Raw genomic sequence first — 17,058 nt, forward strand, 5'->3', positions numbered from 1 at the left:
CACCCGCTTCGCGCGCAGAACGCGCAAAACCTCGATTTATGCGGTCAACGCGGTTAACGCGGCTTGTGACCACATCGCGGGCAAGGCTTAACGCGCCCGAAACATGCTCGTAGCGTCTGGCGGCATGCCCACGCAAGAGACCCCTGACGGCCCCGCGATCGAGCTTCGCGGCGCCACAAAGCGTTTCCGCTCGTCGTCGGGCGGAGTGCACACGGCCGTCCGCGACCTCGATCTCACCGTGGACTCCGGGGAGTTCGTGGCCGTGGTCGGCCCCACCGGTTGTGGCAAGTCCACCACGCTGTCGCTCGTCTCCGGCCTCGAGCCCCCCTCCGGCGGCGAGGTGCTGGTGCACGGCACACCGGTCGGCGGCATCCCCGAGGGCGTCGGCTACATGTTCCAGACCGACGCCGTGCTCCCCTGGCGTTCGGTGCTCGACAACGTCGCGACCGGCCCGCGCTACCGCGGCGCGGGCAAACGGGAGGCCCGCGCGAAGGCCCGCGAATGGGTGGAGCGGGTCGGCCTCGGCGGCTTCGAGTCCTACTACCCGCACCAGCTGTCCGGCGGCATGCGCAAGCGCGTCGCGCTCGCCCAGACGCTCGTGAACGAACCGTCGATCCTGCTGATGGACGAGCCGTTCTCCGCTCTGGACGTGCAGACGCGCGGCCTGATGCAGGACGAGCTGCTGCGGCTGTGGTCGGGCTCCGGCACGGCGCGAGGCGCCGCGGTGGTGTTCGTCACCCACGACCTGGAGGAGGCGGTCGTGCTCGGCGACCGCGTGGTGGTGATGACCGCCGGACCCGCCACGGTCAAGGCGTCCTTCGACGTCCCGCTGGAACGGCCTCGCGACGCGGAGGAGATCCGGCTCACCCCGGAGTTCCTCGACATCTACCGCGAGGTCTGGGAGTCGCTGCGCGAAGAGGTCCAGATCACCCGTGAGAGGGGTGCGGATCGTGCTGCCTGACACCAGGGAACCCGCCCAGGCCGACAGCGTCGACGACGGCCAGGCCGCCGCGGTCGCCCAGGCCCGCGCCGCTCACCGGCGACGCCTCACCGGCATCAACGCCGTACGGGTGCTGCTGGTCGTGGCCGTGCTGGGCTCGTGGGAGCTGGCCGCGACCCACTGGATCGACCCGTTCTACTACTCCAAGCCGAGCGCGATCTGGAGCCGGCTGGTCGACTGGTTCACCAGCGGCACCTCGCAGGGCTCGATCTGGACGCAGATCGCCTACACGCTGGAAGAGGCGCTGATCGGCTTCGCGCTCGGCAGCGTGGGCGGCGTCGTGCTCGGCATCGTCCTGGGCCGCAGCCGCTTCCTGTCCGATGTGTGCGCGCCGTTCATCAAGGCGGCCAATGCCATCCCCCGCATCATCCTGGCCTCGCTGTTCGTCATCTGGTTCGGCCTCGGCATGTCGTCCAAGGTCGCGACCGCGTTCGTCCTGGTGTTCTTCGCGGTGTTCTTCAACGCCTTCCAGGGCGCCCGCGAGGTCGACCGGAACCTGGTGAACAACGCCCGGATCCTCGGGGCGAGCCGGACGCAGGTGCTGACCTCGATCGTCGTGCCCAGCGCCACGTCCTGGATCCTCGCCTCCCTCCACTCGGCGTTCGGCTTCGCGATCATCGGCGCGATCGTCGGCGAGTACAGCGGCGCCGACAAGGGCCTCGGCCTGCTCATCAACCATGCCCAGGGCACGTTCGACTCGGCCGGCATCTACGCCGGAATGATCATCATCACGGTGATCGCTCTGCTGGCCGAGTGGCTGCTCACCCTGCTCGAACGCCGCCTCCTGCGCTGGCGTCCCCCCGCGTCCAGCATCGAAGCACAGATCTGAAGGAGCCCCTCATGCGTACGGCCACTCGCGTCGCCGCGGCCGCGCTCGCCGCTGCCACCGCCCTGTCCCTCAGCGCCTGCCGCGACTCGCGCACCTCCGCGTCGAGCGGGAACGGCGGCAAGGACGACACCATCAAGATCATGGTCGGTGGTATCGACAAGGTCATCTACCTGCCCGCGAAGCTGACCGAGCAGCTCGGCTACTTCAAGGAGCAGGGCATCAACGTCCAGCTGCTCACCGAACCCGCCGGCGCCCAGGCGGAGAACGTGCTGCTCTCCGGCGACGTGCAGGGCGTCGTCGGGTTCTACGACCACACCATCGACCTGCAGACCAAGGGGAAGTGCATCGAGAGCGTCGTGCAGCTCGCCGACGTGCCGGGCGAGGCCGAGGTGGTCTCGGCGCCCAAGGCCGGCCGGATCACCTCGCCCGCGGCGTTCAAGGGCCTCAAGCTCGGCGTGACCAGCCCGGGTTCGTCCACCGACTTCCTCACCCAGTACCTGGCGACCAAGAACGGCGTGCCCACGTCGGCGTACACGACGGTGAAGGCGGGCGCGGGCCAGACGTTCATCGCCGCCCTGAACAACGGCGGCATCGACGCCGGCATGACGACCGACCCGACCGTCGCCCAGCTCACCAGCACCGGCAAGGGCAAGGTCCTGCTGGACATGCGCACCGAGGCGGGGGCGCGCGCCGCGCTCGGCGGCCTGTACCCGTCCAGCTCCTTGTACATGAGCTGCGACTACGTCAAGACGCACACGCAGGCCGTGCAGAAGCTGGCGAACGCCCTGGTCAAGACGCTCGGCTGGATCAAGGCGCACAAGCCGGCGGAGATCGCGGCCAAGATGCCGGCCGACTACGCGGGCGGTGACCCCAAGCTGTACGAGAAGGCGGTCGCCGACAGCATCGGCATGTTCAACGGGGACGGCATGATGCCGGCCGACGGCGCGAAGAACGTGCTGAACGTCCTCGCCCAGTTCTCCCCGAACGTCAAGGGCAAGAAGGACACCGTCGACCTGTCCAAGACCTACACGACCGAGTTCGCGGCCAAGGCGCCCAAGCAGTAGGAAACGCGCGAAGGGCCGGTGCGGGCGCCCGCGCCGGCCCTTCGCGCGTTCAGCCGATCGGGACGGTCTCCTCCTCGCGCGCCACCTCGACCGGTCCCGCGTACGTCCGGCGGGCCGCCTCCTCCGCGTGGACGGCGAACGTGCCGGGCCACAGATGGGTCAGCATCAGGCGCCCGGCGCCGGCCTTCGTGGCCCACTCGCCGGCCTGCCGCGCACTGGACAGGTAGCGGGCGTCCTCGGCCGGCACGACCTCCGGATGGGTCGCCTCGGCGAGGAACAGGTCGGCGTCGCGGGCCAGCTCGGCCAGTTCGCGGCACGGCCCCGTGTCGCCGGTGTAGGCCAGCACCTTGCCCTCCGCGGTCAGCCGCAGGCCCGCGTTCGGCACGAAGTGCGGCAGCGCCCACGTATCGACCGTGAAGGGGCCGATCTCGAACCGCCCGCCCGCGGTGAAGGTGCGGAGCGTGAGGGCGTCGTCGAGCATGCCGGGCCGGTCGAGGGCCAGGACCCGGTCGAGGGCGCCGGGCAGCGCGTGAACGGGCAGCTTCGGCGCCGGGTCCGGATCGAGTGCCCGTGCCCGCAGCAGCGGATTCAGGTCGGCGCAGTGGTCGGGATGCCCGTGGCTCACCAGGACCGCGTCCACCTCCCGCGCGTCGACGTGCCGCAGCAGGCGCGGCAGCGTGGCGTACCCGGGGTCGATGAGCAGCCGGAATCCGTCGCTCTCGACCAGATAGCCGCTGCACGCGCGTCCGGGCGTGGGCCACGCCCCGCAGCTGCCGAGCACCGTCATGCGCATTCGCGTCAGCTCCCATCGGTCGTGTCGGGACTCGTGCCGACTCGCCACGGAACGTCATCCGGTGGCGTCTCTGAGTCGTTATCTCACACATCAGACCGGCCGCGCCCCCGCGATCGCCTACGGACCGCCTGAGCTGCCGATACGCGGCCTGGCACCGTTTTCACCGCCCCGTCGAGCAATCCCGGCACAGCGCCCTTACCGGGTTGTTTTAGGGCGTTTTAGACGGGCAGAAGAGCCTGGCAACCGCACCTCAGGAGGCAACCATGTCGACCGTCGCAGTGGTCGTCATCGTCATAGTCGTGCTCGTGGTGTTGGCCGTCGCCGGGTACTTCGCCCGGGCGCAGGCGCGGCGACGCGGCCTGCGGCAGCGCTTCGGCCCCGAGTACGACCGGGCGGTGAAGGACCACGAGAGCACCCGCGAGGCCGAGCAGGAACTGCTCGCCCGGCAGAAGCGTCACGACCAGCTGGAGATCCGTCCGCTGGCCCCCGAGGTGCGCGAGCGCCACCTCGGCGAGTGGCGCCAGGTCCAGGAGCGTTTCGTGGACGCGCCGGAGACCGCCGTCAGCGAGGCCGACCGGCTCATCCACCAGGTGATGAGCGAGCGCGGCTACCCGGCCGACGAGGGCTACGAGCAGCAGGTCGCGGACCTGTCCGTCGAGCACGCCGCCACCATCGGCCGGTACCGGCAGGCCCACGACATCGGCTCCCGTGCCGGGAGCGGGCAGGCCTCGACCGAGGACCTGCGGCAGGCCATGGTGCACTACCGCGCGCTGTTCACCGAGCTGCTCGACATCGGCGACGACGCGAACGCCACGAACCACGCCACCGATCGCGCCGCCGAGCCGGACGCGGCCGGGTCGGAGACGACGGCCGCACCCGCGACCGAGACCGGCGCGCGGGGCGAGACGGCCGAAGAGGAAGCGGAGGCCGAGCGGGACGGCACCGCGCCGCGTACGAAGACCGGCGCGAAGGTGAAGGCCGCCGCCGAGCGCGCCGAGACCGACACGAAGACCCGCGCACGGACCACGCGGACCGCGCGGCGCGACGACGAGGGAGCGTAGGCGATGAACGGCTACCACGAACGCTCATTGGACGACCCCCGCCCACCGGCCGAGGACCGGCCCGTCGCGGGCTGGCCCGCCGAGGAGGCCGACCAGGGTGAGCACCGGGCCGCGGCCTCCGGTGAGGAGGAGCCGCTGGTCGGCGAGGTCTGGGACAAGGACGCCTCCACCGAACCCGCCGGAACCGCGACCGGCCGGGAGGGCGAGCCGGTCTCCTCGGAGGAGACCGCGGACGCGACGGCCGAGGACGAGGCCGGCCGCGGCCGCTACGGCGAGCCGTTCGGCACCGAGGAACCGATCATCGTCTCGGACTCGACCGCCGAAGAGGAGACGGTGTCCGAGGGCGCCGAGCCGCCGGCGACCGGCGCCGCCCCGACGGCCGCCGACGAGCTCACCGTCGACCGGCTCATCGACGCCGACGCCGCCGAGCGGTTCCGGACGCGCTGGCGCGAGGTCAAGGGCGACTTCGTGGACGACCCGGCGGACGCCGTACGGCAGGCGAGCGCCCTGTCGCGGGAGACCGTGGACGAGCTCACCGCGGCGCTGGGCCGGCTGCGGGAGCGGCTCGACGACCACTGGGGCGAGGGCGAGGAGTCCGACACCGAGCGGCTCCGGGTGGCGCTGCGCGGCTACGGCTCCCTGATCGAGCGCGTCCTGGGCCACTGACGACGGACGGACGGCGGCGGGCGCTCGGCGCGTCCGCCGCCTCGTCACGTCCGGGTCAGGCCGGGCGTGGGAACGACAGCCGGTCGCTGAGCCAGGCGTAGGCGTTCGGCAGCATGGAGTTCCACACGGCGGCGTTGTGCCCGCCGTTCTTCAGCACGTACTCGAACGCCTGTGTCGGCGGCCGTACGAGCGGCACGAGCCGGACGAGTTCGCGGTAGGACGCGCGGTCCTGCCGGGTGCCGGCGAGCAGGAGACCGACCGGCGGCCGCTGGGTCCGCAGGATCTCCGGGAGGGAGTTCTGGGCGTCCAGCGCCGGGTCGGCGCGGACCTGCGGCGTCTGCGGCGTCGTGTCGCCCTGCATGCTGACCGCGGCGCCGAACAGGTCCGGGCGGCGCAGGACGAGTTTGGCGGCGCAGTAACCGCCGGTGGAGAACCCCATGACCCCCCAGGAGTCCCGCCCGGACTCGGCGCGGAAGGCGCTCGTCACCGCCGTGCGCACGTCATCGGCCAGCCAGGTCTCGACGCGCGGACCGGCCGGGAAGTCGACGCACTCGGTGTCGCGGCCCGGTTCGACCGTCATGGTGGGCGCGACCAGGATGAACGGGTGGGCCCGGCGGGCCGCGATCGCGTCCTGGAGCGCCCCGACCCCGCGTACGGCGTGGAACCACGTCGACGGGCTGCCGGGATAGCCGGGCAGGAGTTCCACGACCGGATAGGTGCGGCGAGCGCCGGCCGGGGAGTCGTATCCCGGCGGCACCCACACGAGGATCCGTGATCGGACGCCGGAGTGCTCGCCGCTGTAGGTCGCGGAGTAGACGTCCTCGCCGAGGGACCGGTCGCGCCGGAAGTCCGCCCGGCCGATGCCGGCCCCGGCCGGGCCGGCCGCCTGGATCGCGGCGGTCTCCCCCGTCCCGCCGCCGACCAGGTCCTCCCATGAGGCGTAGAAGCCGTAGTGGTCGTTGATCGCGACCCCGCCGAGCAGCAGCGCCAGCGCCTGGCAGGTGACGATCATCGCGAACCGCACGGCGGCCGCCACGCGTCCGCGGACGCGGTTCCACAGGACCAGGCAGGCCACCGGCGCGCCCAGCGCGAGAAGAACGGCCAGCACCAGCAACGGCAGGCCCGTCAGGCCCATGGCTCCCCCAAGACATCGACGCGAGGACTCTCCCCGGCACCGGACGCGCCCGGCGCTTTCGCCGTCGCCGGACGCACCCTAGGACGTACCCGGTGACCGCCCCGCGGGGTTCGCGCAGTGTTCACCTTTCCCCGCGGTCACCCCTTCCCGCGCGGCGACCTGTCCCCCGGCCAGACGAGAAGAACCCCGCACGGCGCGTGGTCGACGACGAAACGGGTGGCGGGGCCGAGGCTGTCGGGCCCCGGCAGCCCGGGGGCGCCGTCGCGTACGCACACGAGCAGGTCGGCGCCGCTCGCCGCGGTGACCACCTCGTGCTCGGGGACGCCCCGCTCCCACAGGCGGCGGACGGGACGGCCCATGCGGGCCTCGGCCTCGTCGAACAGCGCGGCGGCCTGTTCCTCCTCGACGCCCGCGAAGGCCTCGCCGGGCTCGTGGCCGGCCGGACCGAGCAGGCCCGTGAGGGTGTCGGGCGCCGCCGCGCCGCCGCCCTCGGTGACGAGGAGCAGCACGATCTCCTCGAAGGCCATGCCGGCGACCGCGTCCACCGCGCTCTCCCATGCGGCAGCCGGGTTGATCCACACCATCACGGCCACACGACCACGCTCCGAATGCCGACGGGAGGCGTCCACCCTGTCACGGTCCGCGCACGGGCGGGCCCGGCCGCGGGGGCGGACCGGTCCGAGGGGGCGCTCACGAATCCGCAAGAATGCCAGAAGGACCGCGCGTGAGCACCGTCGCCCTGGCACTCCGCGCCTGCGGAGCGCCCCCGCGACGGCCCGCTCCGCAGGTCACACGCCGAGGAAGGCGGCGACCGCGTCGCGGCCCGCGTGGCCGAGCTCACGGTTCTGGATCGAGTGCGACGCGCCCTTCACCACGACGACCTTGCCGTCCAGGGCGTGCCGCGCCTCCTCGTACGCCCACTCCGTCGGCGTGGACAGGTCGTGGTCACCGGTCAGCAGCAGCACCGGCACGTCCGGCAGCCGGGCCGGCGGCTCCGCGGACGGCCGTGAGCGCCAGCGCAGGCACTCCTGGGTGAAACCGCTGCCGGCGGCGGTCGCACGGGTGTACGGCCAGAACCGCTCCGGCGGGATCCGGCGCAACGCACGGTCGAGGCGGGCCTGGCGGCCGGCCGTCGGCGTGTCCGAGCGGCCCCACGGCCAGACGCTGTCGGAGCAGAACGCGTCGATGTGCAGGCCGGAGCTGTAACCGGCGAGCTCGTCACCGCCGGGCTTGAAGAAGGCGAGCAGCGCGTCCAGGCGCGAGGAGTCACCGTGGCGGGCGGCGTGCAGCGCGCCGACGATGTCGCCCTGCCCGCCGGGGAGGGCGCCGGCGTTCCGGTACGTCGGGTCGGCGAACTCGTACGACACGATCGTGTCGAAGATCCGCACGCCGTCCGCGTCGCCGCGGTGCCGTACCACCCAGGCCAGGTCGTCGGCCGGGTCGAAGCCGCAGGCGGGCGCCGCCGCGCAGGCGTCGCGCAGCACGCGCGCCTCGGCGTGCAGGCCGACGATGTACAGGCCGTCGTCGGCCTCGGGATCGACGTGCGGCAGCACCGAGTCGAGCACGACCCGCCGGACGCGGGTCGGGTGGACGGCCGCGTAACGCGCCGCGGTGAAGGTGCCGTACGACACCCCGTCGACGACCATCGTGTCGACGCCGAGCGCCCGGCGCAGCGACTCGTAGTCGCCGACGGTCTGCTCGGTGCCGTACAGACCCTTGTCGTCGCCGATGACGCCGGAGCACTCCCGGACCGCGGCGGGTGTCGGCGCGGCGATGTCGGAGCTGCCCACCTGGGCCTGCAGCAGCGGGCAGTCGATCGCGCCGTACTGGCCGGTGCCCCGCTGGTCCAGCAGCACGAACCGGTACTGGCGAGCGATCTCCGGCAGCCGCTGGTGGGCGATCCGGTCGGCGATCGAGACGCCCGGCTGGCCCGGCCCGCCGCTGAGGAAGAGCAGGGTGCCCTTGGGCGCGTCGACGTTGTCGGCGGTGGCGACCTGCAAATCCAGGGTGCCCGGCACCCGGCCGCGATGGTCCAGCGGCACGGTCATGGTCGAACAGGTGAACCCGGGCTGGCCCTGGCATGGGTGCGGATCCCGCAGCCTCGGTGCGGCGGCGGCCGGGCGCGGCGCCGGACCCGCCGCGGCCGGGCCGGCCAGGCCCGCCGTCAGCGCGGTCACCACCGCGGCGATGAGCGCTCGTGAGCGAGCGGCCCGAGTGAACCGGGAGACACAGCAGCGCATGCCGGATTGTCTGCACGGAACCGCGTCCGGCGAAACCCGGCCCGCCGGAGCCGTGCGCTGACCTGTATCGGCCATGTTCGCCCGCTGTATCGCTGAACAGTGCGTCTTCTCATGGGTCTTCCCGCGCGTCACCGCACGGACACCCGAATTCATCCGCCCTCCCTTGACTGGACCCTGACCGGACCGGCAAGTCTCTGGACATGAGTACTCCCCGCAGGAGACTCGGTCTCCGCTCACTCGTCCTCGTACCCGTGCTGGCGACGGCGGGCCTGCTGGCCCACGCCTCCCACTCGTCGGTGGTGCCGCTGTCCACCGGCACCGTCTGCCACTCGGCGCTGCCGCCGGAGGCCGACGACACCCTGGAGCTCATCGCCGAGGGCGGCCCGTTCCCCTATCCGCAGGACGGCGAGGTCTTCCAGAACCGTGAGGGCGTCCTCCCCCAGGAACCGCAGGGCTACTACCACGAGTACACCGTCAAGACGCCGGGCTCGTCCGACCGCGGGGCCCGGCGGATCGTCACCGCCGGGAGCGGCACCGACTACTACACCTCGGACCACTACGTGACGTTCGACGCCATCGACTTCGGCTGCTGAGGGTCACCGGGCGGTCCGCCCAGGCCAACCGCTCGCCGCGATCGGGCAATGAGTCGGGAAATCGGCGCGTGATCGCGGCGAGCGCGCCGCCCCCGGTGACAGCGTCTGAGGCAGTCGCTCTTTCAGGCGCATTCTCAGGGGGTACGTCATGCGCACACTCACCGTCACCACGCTCGCCGCGGCAGGCCTGCTCTGCCTGGCACCGAACGCGGGCGCCACTCGCGCCGGCAGTCACCTCACCGTCACCGGTCAGGCCAGCCACCTGCGACCCGCGGTCGGCGAGGTCGAGACCGTCCGCTGGACGGTGACCAACACCGGCGACGGGCACCTCGACCACGTACGGCTCATCACGTCGGTGCCGACCGGCTGGACGGTCAAGGACGGTCCCGGCTGCACGCACGTGGCCGCGAACCTCCGCTGCGAACTCGGTGGGCTCGACGCCGGCCGCCGCGTCAGCGTCGACGTTCCGATGGTCGTCCGCAAGCCGCTCGGCCCCGTCCAGCTGCGCGCGTGGGCCGCCGGCTCCGTCGGCCGGCTGAACGTTCCCGGCCCGGAGACCGCCTTCCAGGTGATCGTCGTCGCGCGCCGGTAGCCGGCGCCCAGCCACCGCGACACGGGCGCGGCCGCCGGATCCCGGCGGCCGCGCCCGGCGCGCTCAACGCGGACGGTGACGCGGGTTCAGCCGGTGTTCAGGCAGCCGTCGAAGGCGTAGAGCGGGTTCGGTACCGTGCGGCCGTCCGGGTCGTGAAGGTTCTGCTGCCCGACGTTGTAGGCGGGGCCCTGGGCGGTGTAACAGCCGGTGGCCTTGACCTGCACCTCGTAGCTCAAGGTCTGCAGCGTGCCGTTGACCGGCCAGTAGACCTGGCAGGTCCAGTCGTCGCCCGGCCCCTCGTCCGGGGTCTCCGGGCCGCCCTTGGCGCAGGCCGCGGTGGCGAGCCGCGCGGGCGCGTCGGTGTCCTGGCCGAGCAGCCGGTGCTGGAGCACGTACATGTTGCGGTACGTCGGCCCGACGTCGTCCTGCAGCTTGACCCGCGTGATGTCGACCGTGCCACAGCCCGCCGAGGCGGCGAGGAGCGCGGCGCCCGTGAGGAGCGTCGCCAGTGGTCTCGTCCGGTTCGATGTCATGACGGCTCAGCCCTCGTCGAAGGAACGGCGGCGCAGCAGCAGGTACCCGGCAGCCAGGCAGCCGGCGAGATAGACCGCGGACACCAGCCCTCCCCACAGCAGCGGCGCGTAGTAGGGGTGCGCCGACATCAGCCCGTGCCAGGAGCCGTACGGCGTGGTGAGCAGCAGGTGCCGTAGGACGTCGACCCCGTTGACGAAACTCAGCAGCTGCATGACCAGGCCGACCGCGCTCGGCCCGAGGATCCCCGCCGGGCCGTTGCGGGTGGCGACCGAGAACAGCAGCCCCATCGCGGTGAAGCCGAGCGTCGGCGGGACGGCCGTCGCCCAGCTCTCCAGAACCAGCCCGGCCGCCTGCCCCGGTGGGATCAGCGTGCCGGACAGGCTCACCAGCGGCCGCGCTCCGATCACCAGGACCCCGGCGGCGAGGCTGCCGAGCGCGAGCAGAACGACGACCAGCACCGCGAAGGTCATGGCCGCGAACGCCTTGCCCCAGAAGACGCCCAGGCGGGTGCACGAGCGGGTCAGGATCGTCTTCCACGTGTCGTACCGGTCCTCGGAGGCGAAGATGTCGCCGGCGACCAGGCAGGTCAGCAGCGGCAGCGCCCACTGGCCGGTGAACACCAGCACCACCATCGGCGTGGCGAAGCCGCTGAAGTGAGTCCATCGGCCGAACAGCGTGTCGGCGGGCACCGCGTCCTGCAGGCGCAGCGCGGCCACCAGCCCGAAGGGGGCCAGGAAACAGGCCACCGCGGTGAGACGCACCCGCAGCAGGGCGGCGAGCTTCTCCATCTCCCAGCGGTACGCCGTCGCGACGCCGTGCGGTCGCGGGTCCGTCGTCATCGGGCGCCACCGGCCTCCGTCAGCGTGAAGAACATCCGCTCCAGCGGCGAGACCGACTGGTGCAGCTCGCGTACCCCGATCCCCGCCGCGACCAGCTTCGCCACGTAGCCGTCGAGCGCCTCGGCCCGAGCCCGGACGGTGAGGCCGTCGCCGGCAGCCACGGCCAGCTCGTCCTCCGCGAGCGCGAGCGCGGCCTCGTCGTCCACCGTCCGCAGCCGGTACTCCGGCGCGGGCGCGCTCTCGCGCAGTCGCTGGAGGGAACCGTCGTAGACGACCGTGCCGGATCCCAGGATCGTGACCTCGTCGCACAAGGCCTCGACCTCGGCCATCTGGTGACTGCTGAGCAGCACGGTGCCGCCGTCCGCGGCCAGCTCGCGCAGCAGTTCGCGCAGGTCGCGGATGCCGGCCGGGTCCAGGCCGTTGGCCGGCTCATCCAGGATCAGCAGGCGCGGGCGGCGTACGAGCGCGGCGGCGACGCCCAAGCGCTGACGCATGCCGAGGGAGTAGCCGGCGACGCGGGATCCGGCCCTCGCCGTCAGGCCCAGCCGGTCGAGCACTGCCTCGACGCGCCCGTTGCCGTCATCCTGGTCGTACGCGGCGAGCAGCTCGAGGTTCCGCCGGCCCGTCAGGAACGGGTAGAACCGCGGGGCCTCCGCGAATCCGGCCACGTCCGGTTGGAGCCGGCCGCGTGAGTCGCTCATCGGCCGGTCGAACACGTGGACGGTACCGGCGTCCGGGTGGGTGAGGCCGAGCAGGACGCGCAGGAGGGTGGTCTTTCCCGCGCCGTTGGGGCCGAGCAGGCCGTGCACCGAACCGGCCGCGACCCGCAGGTCCACGGCGTCCAGCGCGACGACGTCGTCGTACCGCTTGATGAGGCCCCTCGCGTCCAGGGCGGTGGTCGGCATTCGTCCCCTTCGTCGAGACAACGCGGGTGACGCTAGGCAGGCCGGACTTCCCGTAGGCGACGTCCGGCCGACGCCCTTCTGTCGTGATCGTTACCAGTTGACGCATTGGTCACTGTTTACGCCGATATTTCCCTTGCCGTCGTCTGCAAGATCCTTAACCTGCTTAGCCTCGCGGGGTTCTCTCATCGATTCCTTTGAAGGAGAGTCCGGATGAGACGCATCCTCCGGGGCTGGTGGGTCGGTTTCGGCGCCACCGTGCTCACCGTGAGCGGCCTGGCCGGGGCGGTGGCGGCGACGACGCCATCGGACCGGGTCGGCCCACGCCCCGACGGCACCGCCGTCGTCACGTACGGCTGGCGGGTCACTCCCGCGGGGCACCAGACTCCGCTCGGGGAGAAGCCGTTCGCCACCGCGCTCAGCCCCGACGGCAAGTACCTCGCCGTCAGCAACGACGGCACGCACACGCAGTCGCTGTCGCTCCTGGACGCGAACACCCGCGCGACGCTTCAGCACATCGACTACACATCACCCGAAGCGCTGTTCATCGGCCTGGCCTGGAGCCCGGACGGCTCGAAGCTGTACGCCTCGGCCGGCGGCAACGACAAGATCCGCGTGTACACGCGCAGCGGCGACGGCCTCACCGAAGGCACGCCCATCGCACTGCCGAAGGGCTCGTTCCCGGCCGGCATCGTCCTGTCGGCGGACGGCAAACGGCTGTACGCCGCGGACAACGGCAACGGCCGGGTCTCCGAGGTCGACACGGCCGGCGGCACGGTGCTGGGCGCCGTCGGCACCGTGGGACCCAACCCGTACGGCGTCGCGCTCTCACCCGACGAGAAGAGCCTCTACGTCTCCAACTGGGGCACGAACACCGTCTCGGTGCTCGACGCCTCGACGCTCGCGGGCCGGGCCACGATGACGGTGGGCAGCCACCCGACGACGATGACCCGCAACCCGGTGACCAAGGATCTCTACGTCGCCGCGACCGACGCCGACCGCATCGCCGTCATCCGGCCGGGCGCCACCGAGGTGAGCCGCTACATCGACCTCGCGCCGTACCGGGGAGCGCCGGTGGGCACGAGCCCTGAGGGGCTGGACGTGTCCGAGGACGGCGGGACCCTGTATGTGGCGAACGCCGGCAACAACGACGTCGCGGTCGTCGACCTGGCCAAGGGCCGGGTCCGGGGGCTGATCCCGGTCGGCTGGTATCCGACCTCGGTCACGCTCACCCACGACGGCTCCACGCTGCTGGTGACCAACGCCAAGGGCCTCGGCGCCGGGCCGAACCCGCGCGGCCCGAACGTCACCCTCACCGACTACTCCCAGTACGTCGCCTCGATGATCATGGGTACGCTCTCGGCGGTGCCCGTGCCGAGCCCGAGTGCCCTGGCGCACTACACCAAGCAGGTCCGCGTCAACGACCGCTTCGACGGCCCGCACGGCAAGCAGGGGCACCCTGTCGTACCGGCCCGGCCCGGGGACTCCTCGCCGATCAAGCACGTCATCTACGTCGTCAAGGAGAACCGCACCTACGACCAGGTGTTCGGCTCGCTCGGCAAGGGCAACGGCGACCCGTCGCTGAACCTCTTCGACGACGACGTGGCGCCGAACCAGCGCACGCTGGCCCGCCGGTTCGTCACGTTCGACAACTTCTACGCCGACGGCGCGGTCTCCTCCGACGGCTGGGAGTGGGCCACCGGCTCGGAGTCCAACAGCTACAACGAGCACCTGTGGCCCGTCGCGTACGGCGGCCGGGGCCGTTCGGACGACGTGTACACCAACCAGGCCACCGACCCGGGCAAGGTCACCGGTGACTCGCGGATCTGGGACCGCCTCGACGACGCCGGGATCTCCTACCGCAATTACGGCATGTGGGCGGGCGGTCCGCTGCCGGCGAAGGTGTTCGCGACCGAGCCCCGGCTGGCCGGCCACACGGACCCGGACTACGCGGCGCAGAGCCTCGGCCTCACCGACAACAGCCGGGTCGACGCGTGGAAGAAGGAGTTCGACCAGTACGTCGGGGATGGGAACCTGCCGCGGATGGAGTTCCTCCGGCTCGGCAACGACCACACCAGCGGCACGACGCCCGGCGCGTTCACGCCGAAAGCCTTTGTCGCCGAGAACGACCTGGCGGTCGGGCGGGTCGTGGACGCGGTCTCGCACAGCCCGTACTGGAAGAGCACGGCGATCTTCATCACCGAGGACGACGCCCAGAACGGGCCCGACCACGTCGACGCCCACCGGACCACCGCCCTGGTGGTCAGCCCGTACACCCAGACCGGGAAGGTGGACTCGACGCAGTACAGCACCGTGTCGATGATGCGGACCATGGAACTGCTCGACGGCATCGGCCCGCTGACCCAGTTCGACGCGATGGCCACGCCGATGACCGCCGGCTTCACCGGCCGGCCGAACACCGTGCCGTTCGACGCGATCACGCCGAAGCAGTCGCTGACCGAGAAGAACGGCGCCAACGCCCCGATGGCCGCCGAGTCGCGGCGGATGGACTTCAGCTCCGCCGACCGCGCTCCCGAGCAACAGCTCAACCAGGCGATCTGGGAGAGCGTCAAGGGGGCCGGCAGCGTGATGCCGCCGCCGATCCAGCACGGGCCGGACGACTGAGCCGACTCGGGCGCTGCGCCGACCACCGCGACACGGGCGCGGCCGCCGAACCCCGGCGGCCGCGTCCTGCGCGTCAGTGCAGGGTGCGCTCGAAGGTGATCGGTGCCGTCTCGGTCTGGTGCAGGTCGAAGACGAGGATCTCGTTCCGTCCGCGCCTGAGCCACGGTGCCGGGCAGTACAGCCGCCGTTGCGGGCCGATCTCCCAGTACCTGCCGAGATTGTGGCCGTTGACCCAGACCACGCCCTTGCTCCAGCGCGACATGTCGAGATAGGTGTCGCCGGTGGACCGCAGGTGCACGGTGGCCCGGAAGAAGACGCCGGGCCGTGACGGGGTCCGTGCGCCGGCCCTCAGGGTCGCGACGAACCGGTCGTCCATCGGCAGGAGGAACACCTCCCAGCCGGTGAGATCCCCGGTCAGGGCGCCGCCGTCGCGCAACGCGACCGATTCCAGGATCCCCTTGCGGTCGACCAGGGCATGGCCGTAGTTGGTGCGGCCCATTCCCTCGACGAGGATGTCCAGCCGCGGATGGTCACCGACCTGGCCGGCCGGCGGCAGCGGCAGCGGCGCGTCGCCGTTCGTCACGTGCCGGGCGCTCGCGACGGTGTCGGGGATCAACGGCCTGGAGAAGCCGCCCGCGTAGGTGTCGTCGAGGAAGACCGTGGCGTAGTCGTGCACCCACCGGATGTCGAGCGTGCCACCGGAGTAGCCGTCGAGCTTCTTGCGGTAGAGGACGAACCCGGAGTTCTGGCCGTACATCTCGAACGGCCGCGGGTCGACCGTCCGGTCCGCGGGCAGCGCGTCCGGCAGGTTGTCCCAGACGGAGGCGTACGGCGCCGGCTCGACCGTGGTCCCGCCGATCGTGGGGATCGGCGCCGGCACCGCCGGCAGAGGCGCCGTCAGGTAGCGCCCGATCAGGTCGCGGTAGTTCATGTACCTCGGCGTCGCCACGCCCTGCTCGCTGATCGGCGCCTCGTAGTCGTAGCTGGTGATGTCCGGCTGGTAGTGGCCGGAGGCGTCGTCGGCGTTGGCCCCGGCGAAGAAGCCGAAGCTGGTGCCGCCGTGGATCATGTAGAGGTTGAAGGACAGGCCGCCGTCCATGCAGTCCCTGATCGTGCCGGAGACGTCGGAGTCGGCACCCTGGAACGTGCTGTCGCCCCAGTGGGTCAGCCAGCCCGGGTACACCTCGCCCGCCATGGCCGGCACGGCCGGGTACGCCGCACGCGCCGCCGCGATCGACGACGCGTCACCGCCGCTCAGCGCGATCGCGCCACCCGGCACGTTGGTGTGATCGCGCTGCAGTTGCGAGAGCCCGTCCTCGGTGTAGAAGGGCCCGTCCACGCCGTGGTCGATCCACAGGCGCCGCAGCTCGGCGAGGTACTCCGCGTCGTCGCCGTAGGAGCCGTACTCGTTCTCGATCTGGACCATCAGGATGGGCCCGCCGCGCGCGACGAGCAGCGGCCTGATCCGCGGCGCGAGCCGCTCGATGTACCGCGCCACCGCCGCCATGTAGCGCGGGTCGTCGGCGGTCTTGACGCGCAGCCTGATGTCCGGGTGCCGCAGCAGGTAGGGCGGGATGCCACCGAGGTCCCACTCGCCGCACACGTAGGGGCCGGGGCGCAGCAGCACCCACATGCCCTCCGCCTGGCAGAGCCGGACGAACGCCTCCACGTCACGGCGGTCGGTGTGGAAGTCGAAGACGCCGGGCCGTTCCTCGATGTAGTTCCACATGACGTACAGCGCGACGGTGTTCATGCCCATGGCCTTGGCCATGCGGATCCGATGGCGCCAGTACTGGACGGGGATGCGCGCCGGATGCATCTCGCCGCTGCGGATCTGGAACGGCCGCCCGTCGAGCAGGAACTCACTGCCGTCGTCGGCGAAGCCGAACGTGTGTCCTTTCGTCTCGCCCGCCGCCGCAGCGGCCGCGTTGCCGGTCACCGCCATCGCGCTGAGGGCGCTCAGCGTGCTGACCTGCAGGAAGTGACGTCTTTCCACGTTCTGCCTCCCTGGTGACGCATCGGGCAGGTGCGGCCGCCATGGAAGCTAGTACGGGGTTCGGTGATTGTCCATGCTCGATTTGGGCCTGAACCGAGCACGTACACGCAATCCGCCGGCCTCGGTCATGCCCATCGGCGGCACGGCGCCATCCGCGCTTGGGCAGGTCCGGGGCCTGCCGGACCGCCC

The 17,058-nt window shown here is 71.8% G+C and carries 16 protein-coding genes; 8 read left to right on the plus strand and 8 right to left on the minus strand.

Going from position 1 to position 17,058, the window contains the following annotated elements; all coding sequences use genetic code 11:
• The first annotated feature begins 124 nt into the window (after nucleotides 1-124).
• The 3 genes from ACQEV1_RS30500 to ACQEV1_RS30510 are packed head-to-tail and all read left to right on the plus strand — an operon-like array spanning nucleotide 125 to nucleotide 2,893.
• Nucleotides 125-961, plus strand: coding sequence for an ABC transporter ATP-binding protein (locus ACQEV1_RS30500; protein ID WP_285622408.1), 837 nt, complete (start codon nucleotides 125-127; stop codon nucleotides 959-961).
• On the plus strand, nucleotides 951-1,829 hold the full coding sequence (locus ACQEV1_RS30505; RefSeq protein WP_433397973.1) for an ABC transporter permease: 879 nt from the start codon (nucleotides 951-953) through the stop codon (nucleotides 1,827-1,829). Before ACQEV1_RS30500 ends, ACQEV1_RS30505 begins: the two co-directional genes overlap by 11 nt.
• An 11-nt stretch (nucleotides 1,830-1,840) precedes the next feature.
• A complete protein-coding gene (locus ACQEV1_RS30510; RefSeq protein ID WP_285622412.1) occupies nucleotides 1,841-2,893 on the plus strand; it encodes an ABC transporter substrate-binding protein in 1,053 nt (350 codons plus the stop codon).
• Between the two features lie 49 nt (nucleotides 2,894-2,942).
• Here the strand turns inward: ACQEV1_RS30510 and ACQEV1_RS30515 are convergent, their stop codons facing one another.
• On the minus strand, nucleotides 2,943-3,686 hold the full coding sequence (locus ACQEV1_RS30515; RefSeq protein WP_285622414.1) for an MBL fold metallo-hydrolase: 744 nt from the start codon (nucleotides 3,684-3,686) through the stop codon (nucleotides 2,943-2,945).
• A 263-nt stretch (nucleotides 3,687-3,949) separates the two neighbouring features.
• Here ACQEV1_RS30515 and ACQEV1_RS30520 point away from each other — a divergent pair, with 263 nt between their 5' ends.
• Together ACQEV1_RS30520 and ACQEV1_RS30525 are read left to right on the plus strand one after the other, a co-directional pair.
• Nucleotides 3,950-4,747, plus strand: a complete 798-nt coding sequence (locus tag ACQEV1_RS30520) for a hypothetical protein (RefSeq protein WP_433397975.1) — start codon at nucleotides 3,950-3,952, stop codon at nucleotides 4,745-4,747.
• Nucleotides 4,748-4,750: 3 nt separating this feature from the next.
• Complete coding sequence (locus tag ACQEV1_RS30525) at nucleotides 4,751-5,413, plus strand: hypothetical protein (protein ID WP_433397977.1); 663 nt, start codon at nucleotides 4,751-4,753, stop codon at nucleotides 5,411-5,413.
• 55 nt (nucleotides 5,414-5,468) lie between these two features.
• On the opposite strand, the gene ACQEV1_RS30530 is transcribed toward ACQEV1_RS30525, so the two are convergent.
• From ACQEV1_RS30530 to ACQEV1_RS30540, 3 genes are all read right to left on the minus strand, one after another.
• Nucleotides 5,469-6,548, minus strand: a complete 1,080-nt coding sequence (locus ACQEV1_RS30530) for an alpha/beta hydrolase (protein WP_433397979.1) — start codon at nucleotides 6,546-6,548, stop codon at nucleotides 5,469-5,471.
• A gap of 137 nt (nucleotides 6,549-6,685) precedes the next feature.
• Nucleotides 6,686-7,141 carry a universal stress protein gene (locus ACQEV1_RS30535; protein WP_433397981.1) on the minus strand — a complete coding sequence of 152 codons (456 nt, stop codon included), beginning with the start codon at nucleotides 7,139-7,141 and terminating at the stop codon, nucleotides 6,686-6,688.
• 195 nt (nucleotides 7,142-7,336) lie between these two features.
• A complete protein-coding gene (locus tag ACQEV1_RS30540; RefSeq protein WP_433397983.1) occupies nucleotides 7,337-8,728 on the minus strand; it encodes an alpha/beta fold hydrolase in 1,392 nt (463 codons plus the stop codon).
• A gap of 260 nt (nucleotides 8,729-8,988) precedes the next feature.
• On the opposite strand from ACQEV1_RS30540, the gene ACQEV1_RS30545 reads away from it, so the two are divergent.
• Nucleotides 8,989-9,381: a ribonuclease domain-containing protein gene (locus ACQEV1_RS30545; RefSeq protein WP_433397985.1), complete on the plus strand. Its 393-nt coding sequence runs from the start codon at nucleotides 8,989-8,991 to the stop codon at nucleotides 9,379-9,381.
• Between the two features lie 148 nt (nucleotides 9,382-9,529).
• Complete coding sequence (locus ACQEV1_RS30550; RefSeq protein ID WP_285571455.1) at nucleotides 9,530-9,973, plus strand: hypothetical protein; 444 nt, start codon at nucleotides 9,530-9,532, stop codon at nucleotides 9,971-9,973.
• A gap of 86 nt (nucleotides 9,974-10,059) precedes the next feature.
• Here ACQEV1_RS30550 and ACQEV1_RS30555 read toward each other — a convergent pair whose 3' ends face one another.
• From ACQEV1_RS30555 to ACQEV1_RS30565, 3 genes are read right to left on the minus strand one after another with little or no spacing between them, the layout of a single operon-like run.
• Nucleotides 10,060-10,506 carry a hypothetical protein gene (locus tag ACQEV1_RS30555; protein ID WP_285622432.1) on the minus strand — a complete coding sequence of 149 codons (447 nt, stop codon included), beginning with the start codon at nucleotides 10,504-10,506 and terminating at the stop codon, nucleotides 10,060-10,062.
• A gap of 6 nt (nucleotides 10,507-10,512) precedes the next feature.
• Nucleotides 10,513-11,346, minus strand: a complete 834-nt coding sequence (locus ACQEV1_RS30560) for an ABC transporter permease (RefSeq protein ID WP_433397987.1) — start codon at nucleotides 11,344-11,346, stop codon at nucleotides 10,513-10,515.
• Complete coding sequence (locus tag ACQEV1_RS30565; RefSeq protein WP_433397989.1) at nucleotides 11,343-12,251, minus strand: ABC transporter ATP-binding protein; 909 nt, start codon at nucleotides 12,249-12,251, stop codon at nucleotides 11,343-11,345. Before ACQEV1_RS30565 ends, ACQEV1_RS30560 begins: the two co-directional genes overlap by 4 nt.
• A gap of 210 nt (nucleotides 12,252-12,461) precedes the next feature.
• Between ACQEV1_RS30565 and ACQEV1_RS30570 the strand changes: the two genes are divergently transcribed.
• A complete protein-coding gene (locus tag ACQEV1_RS30570; RefSeq protein WP_433397991.1) occupies nucleotides 12,462-14,873 on the plus strand; it encodes a beta-propeller fold lactonase family protein in 2,412 nt (803 codons plus the stop codon).
• Nucleotides 14,874-14,946: 73 nt separating this feature from the next.
• On the opposite strand, the gene ACQEV1_RS30575 is transcribed toward ACQEV1_RS30570, so the two are convergent.
• Entirely contained in the window at nucleotides 14,947-16,869 is a 1,923-nt protein-coding gene (locus ACQEV1_RS30575; RefSeq protein ID WP_433397993.1) for a beta-galactosidase, read from the minus strand.
• Nucleotides 16,870-17,058: the final 189 nt, after the last annotated feature.

This window comes from Actinoallomurus sp. CA-142502 (genome assembly GCF_050936355.1).
In the GTDB taxonomy this organism is placed as follows: domain Bacteria; phylum Actinomycetota; class Actinomycetes; order Streptosporangiales; family Streptosporangiaceae; genus Actinoallomurus; species Actinoallomurus iriomotensis.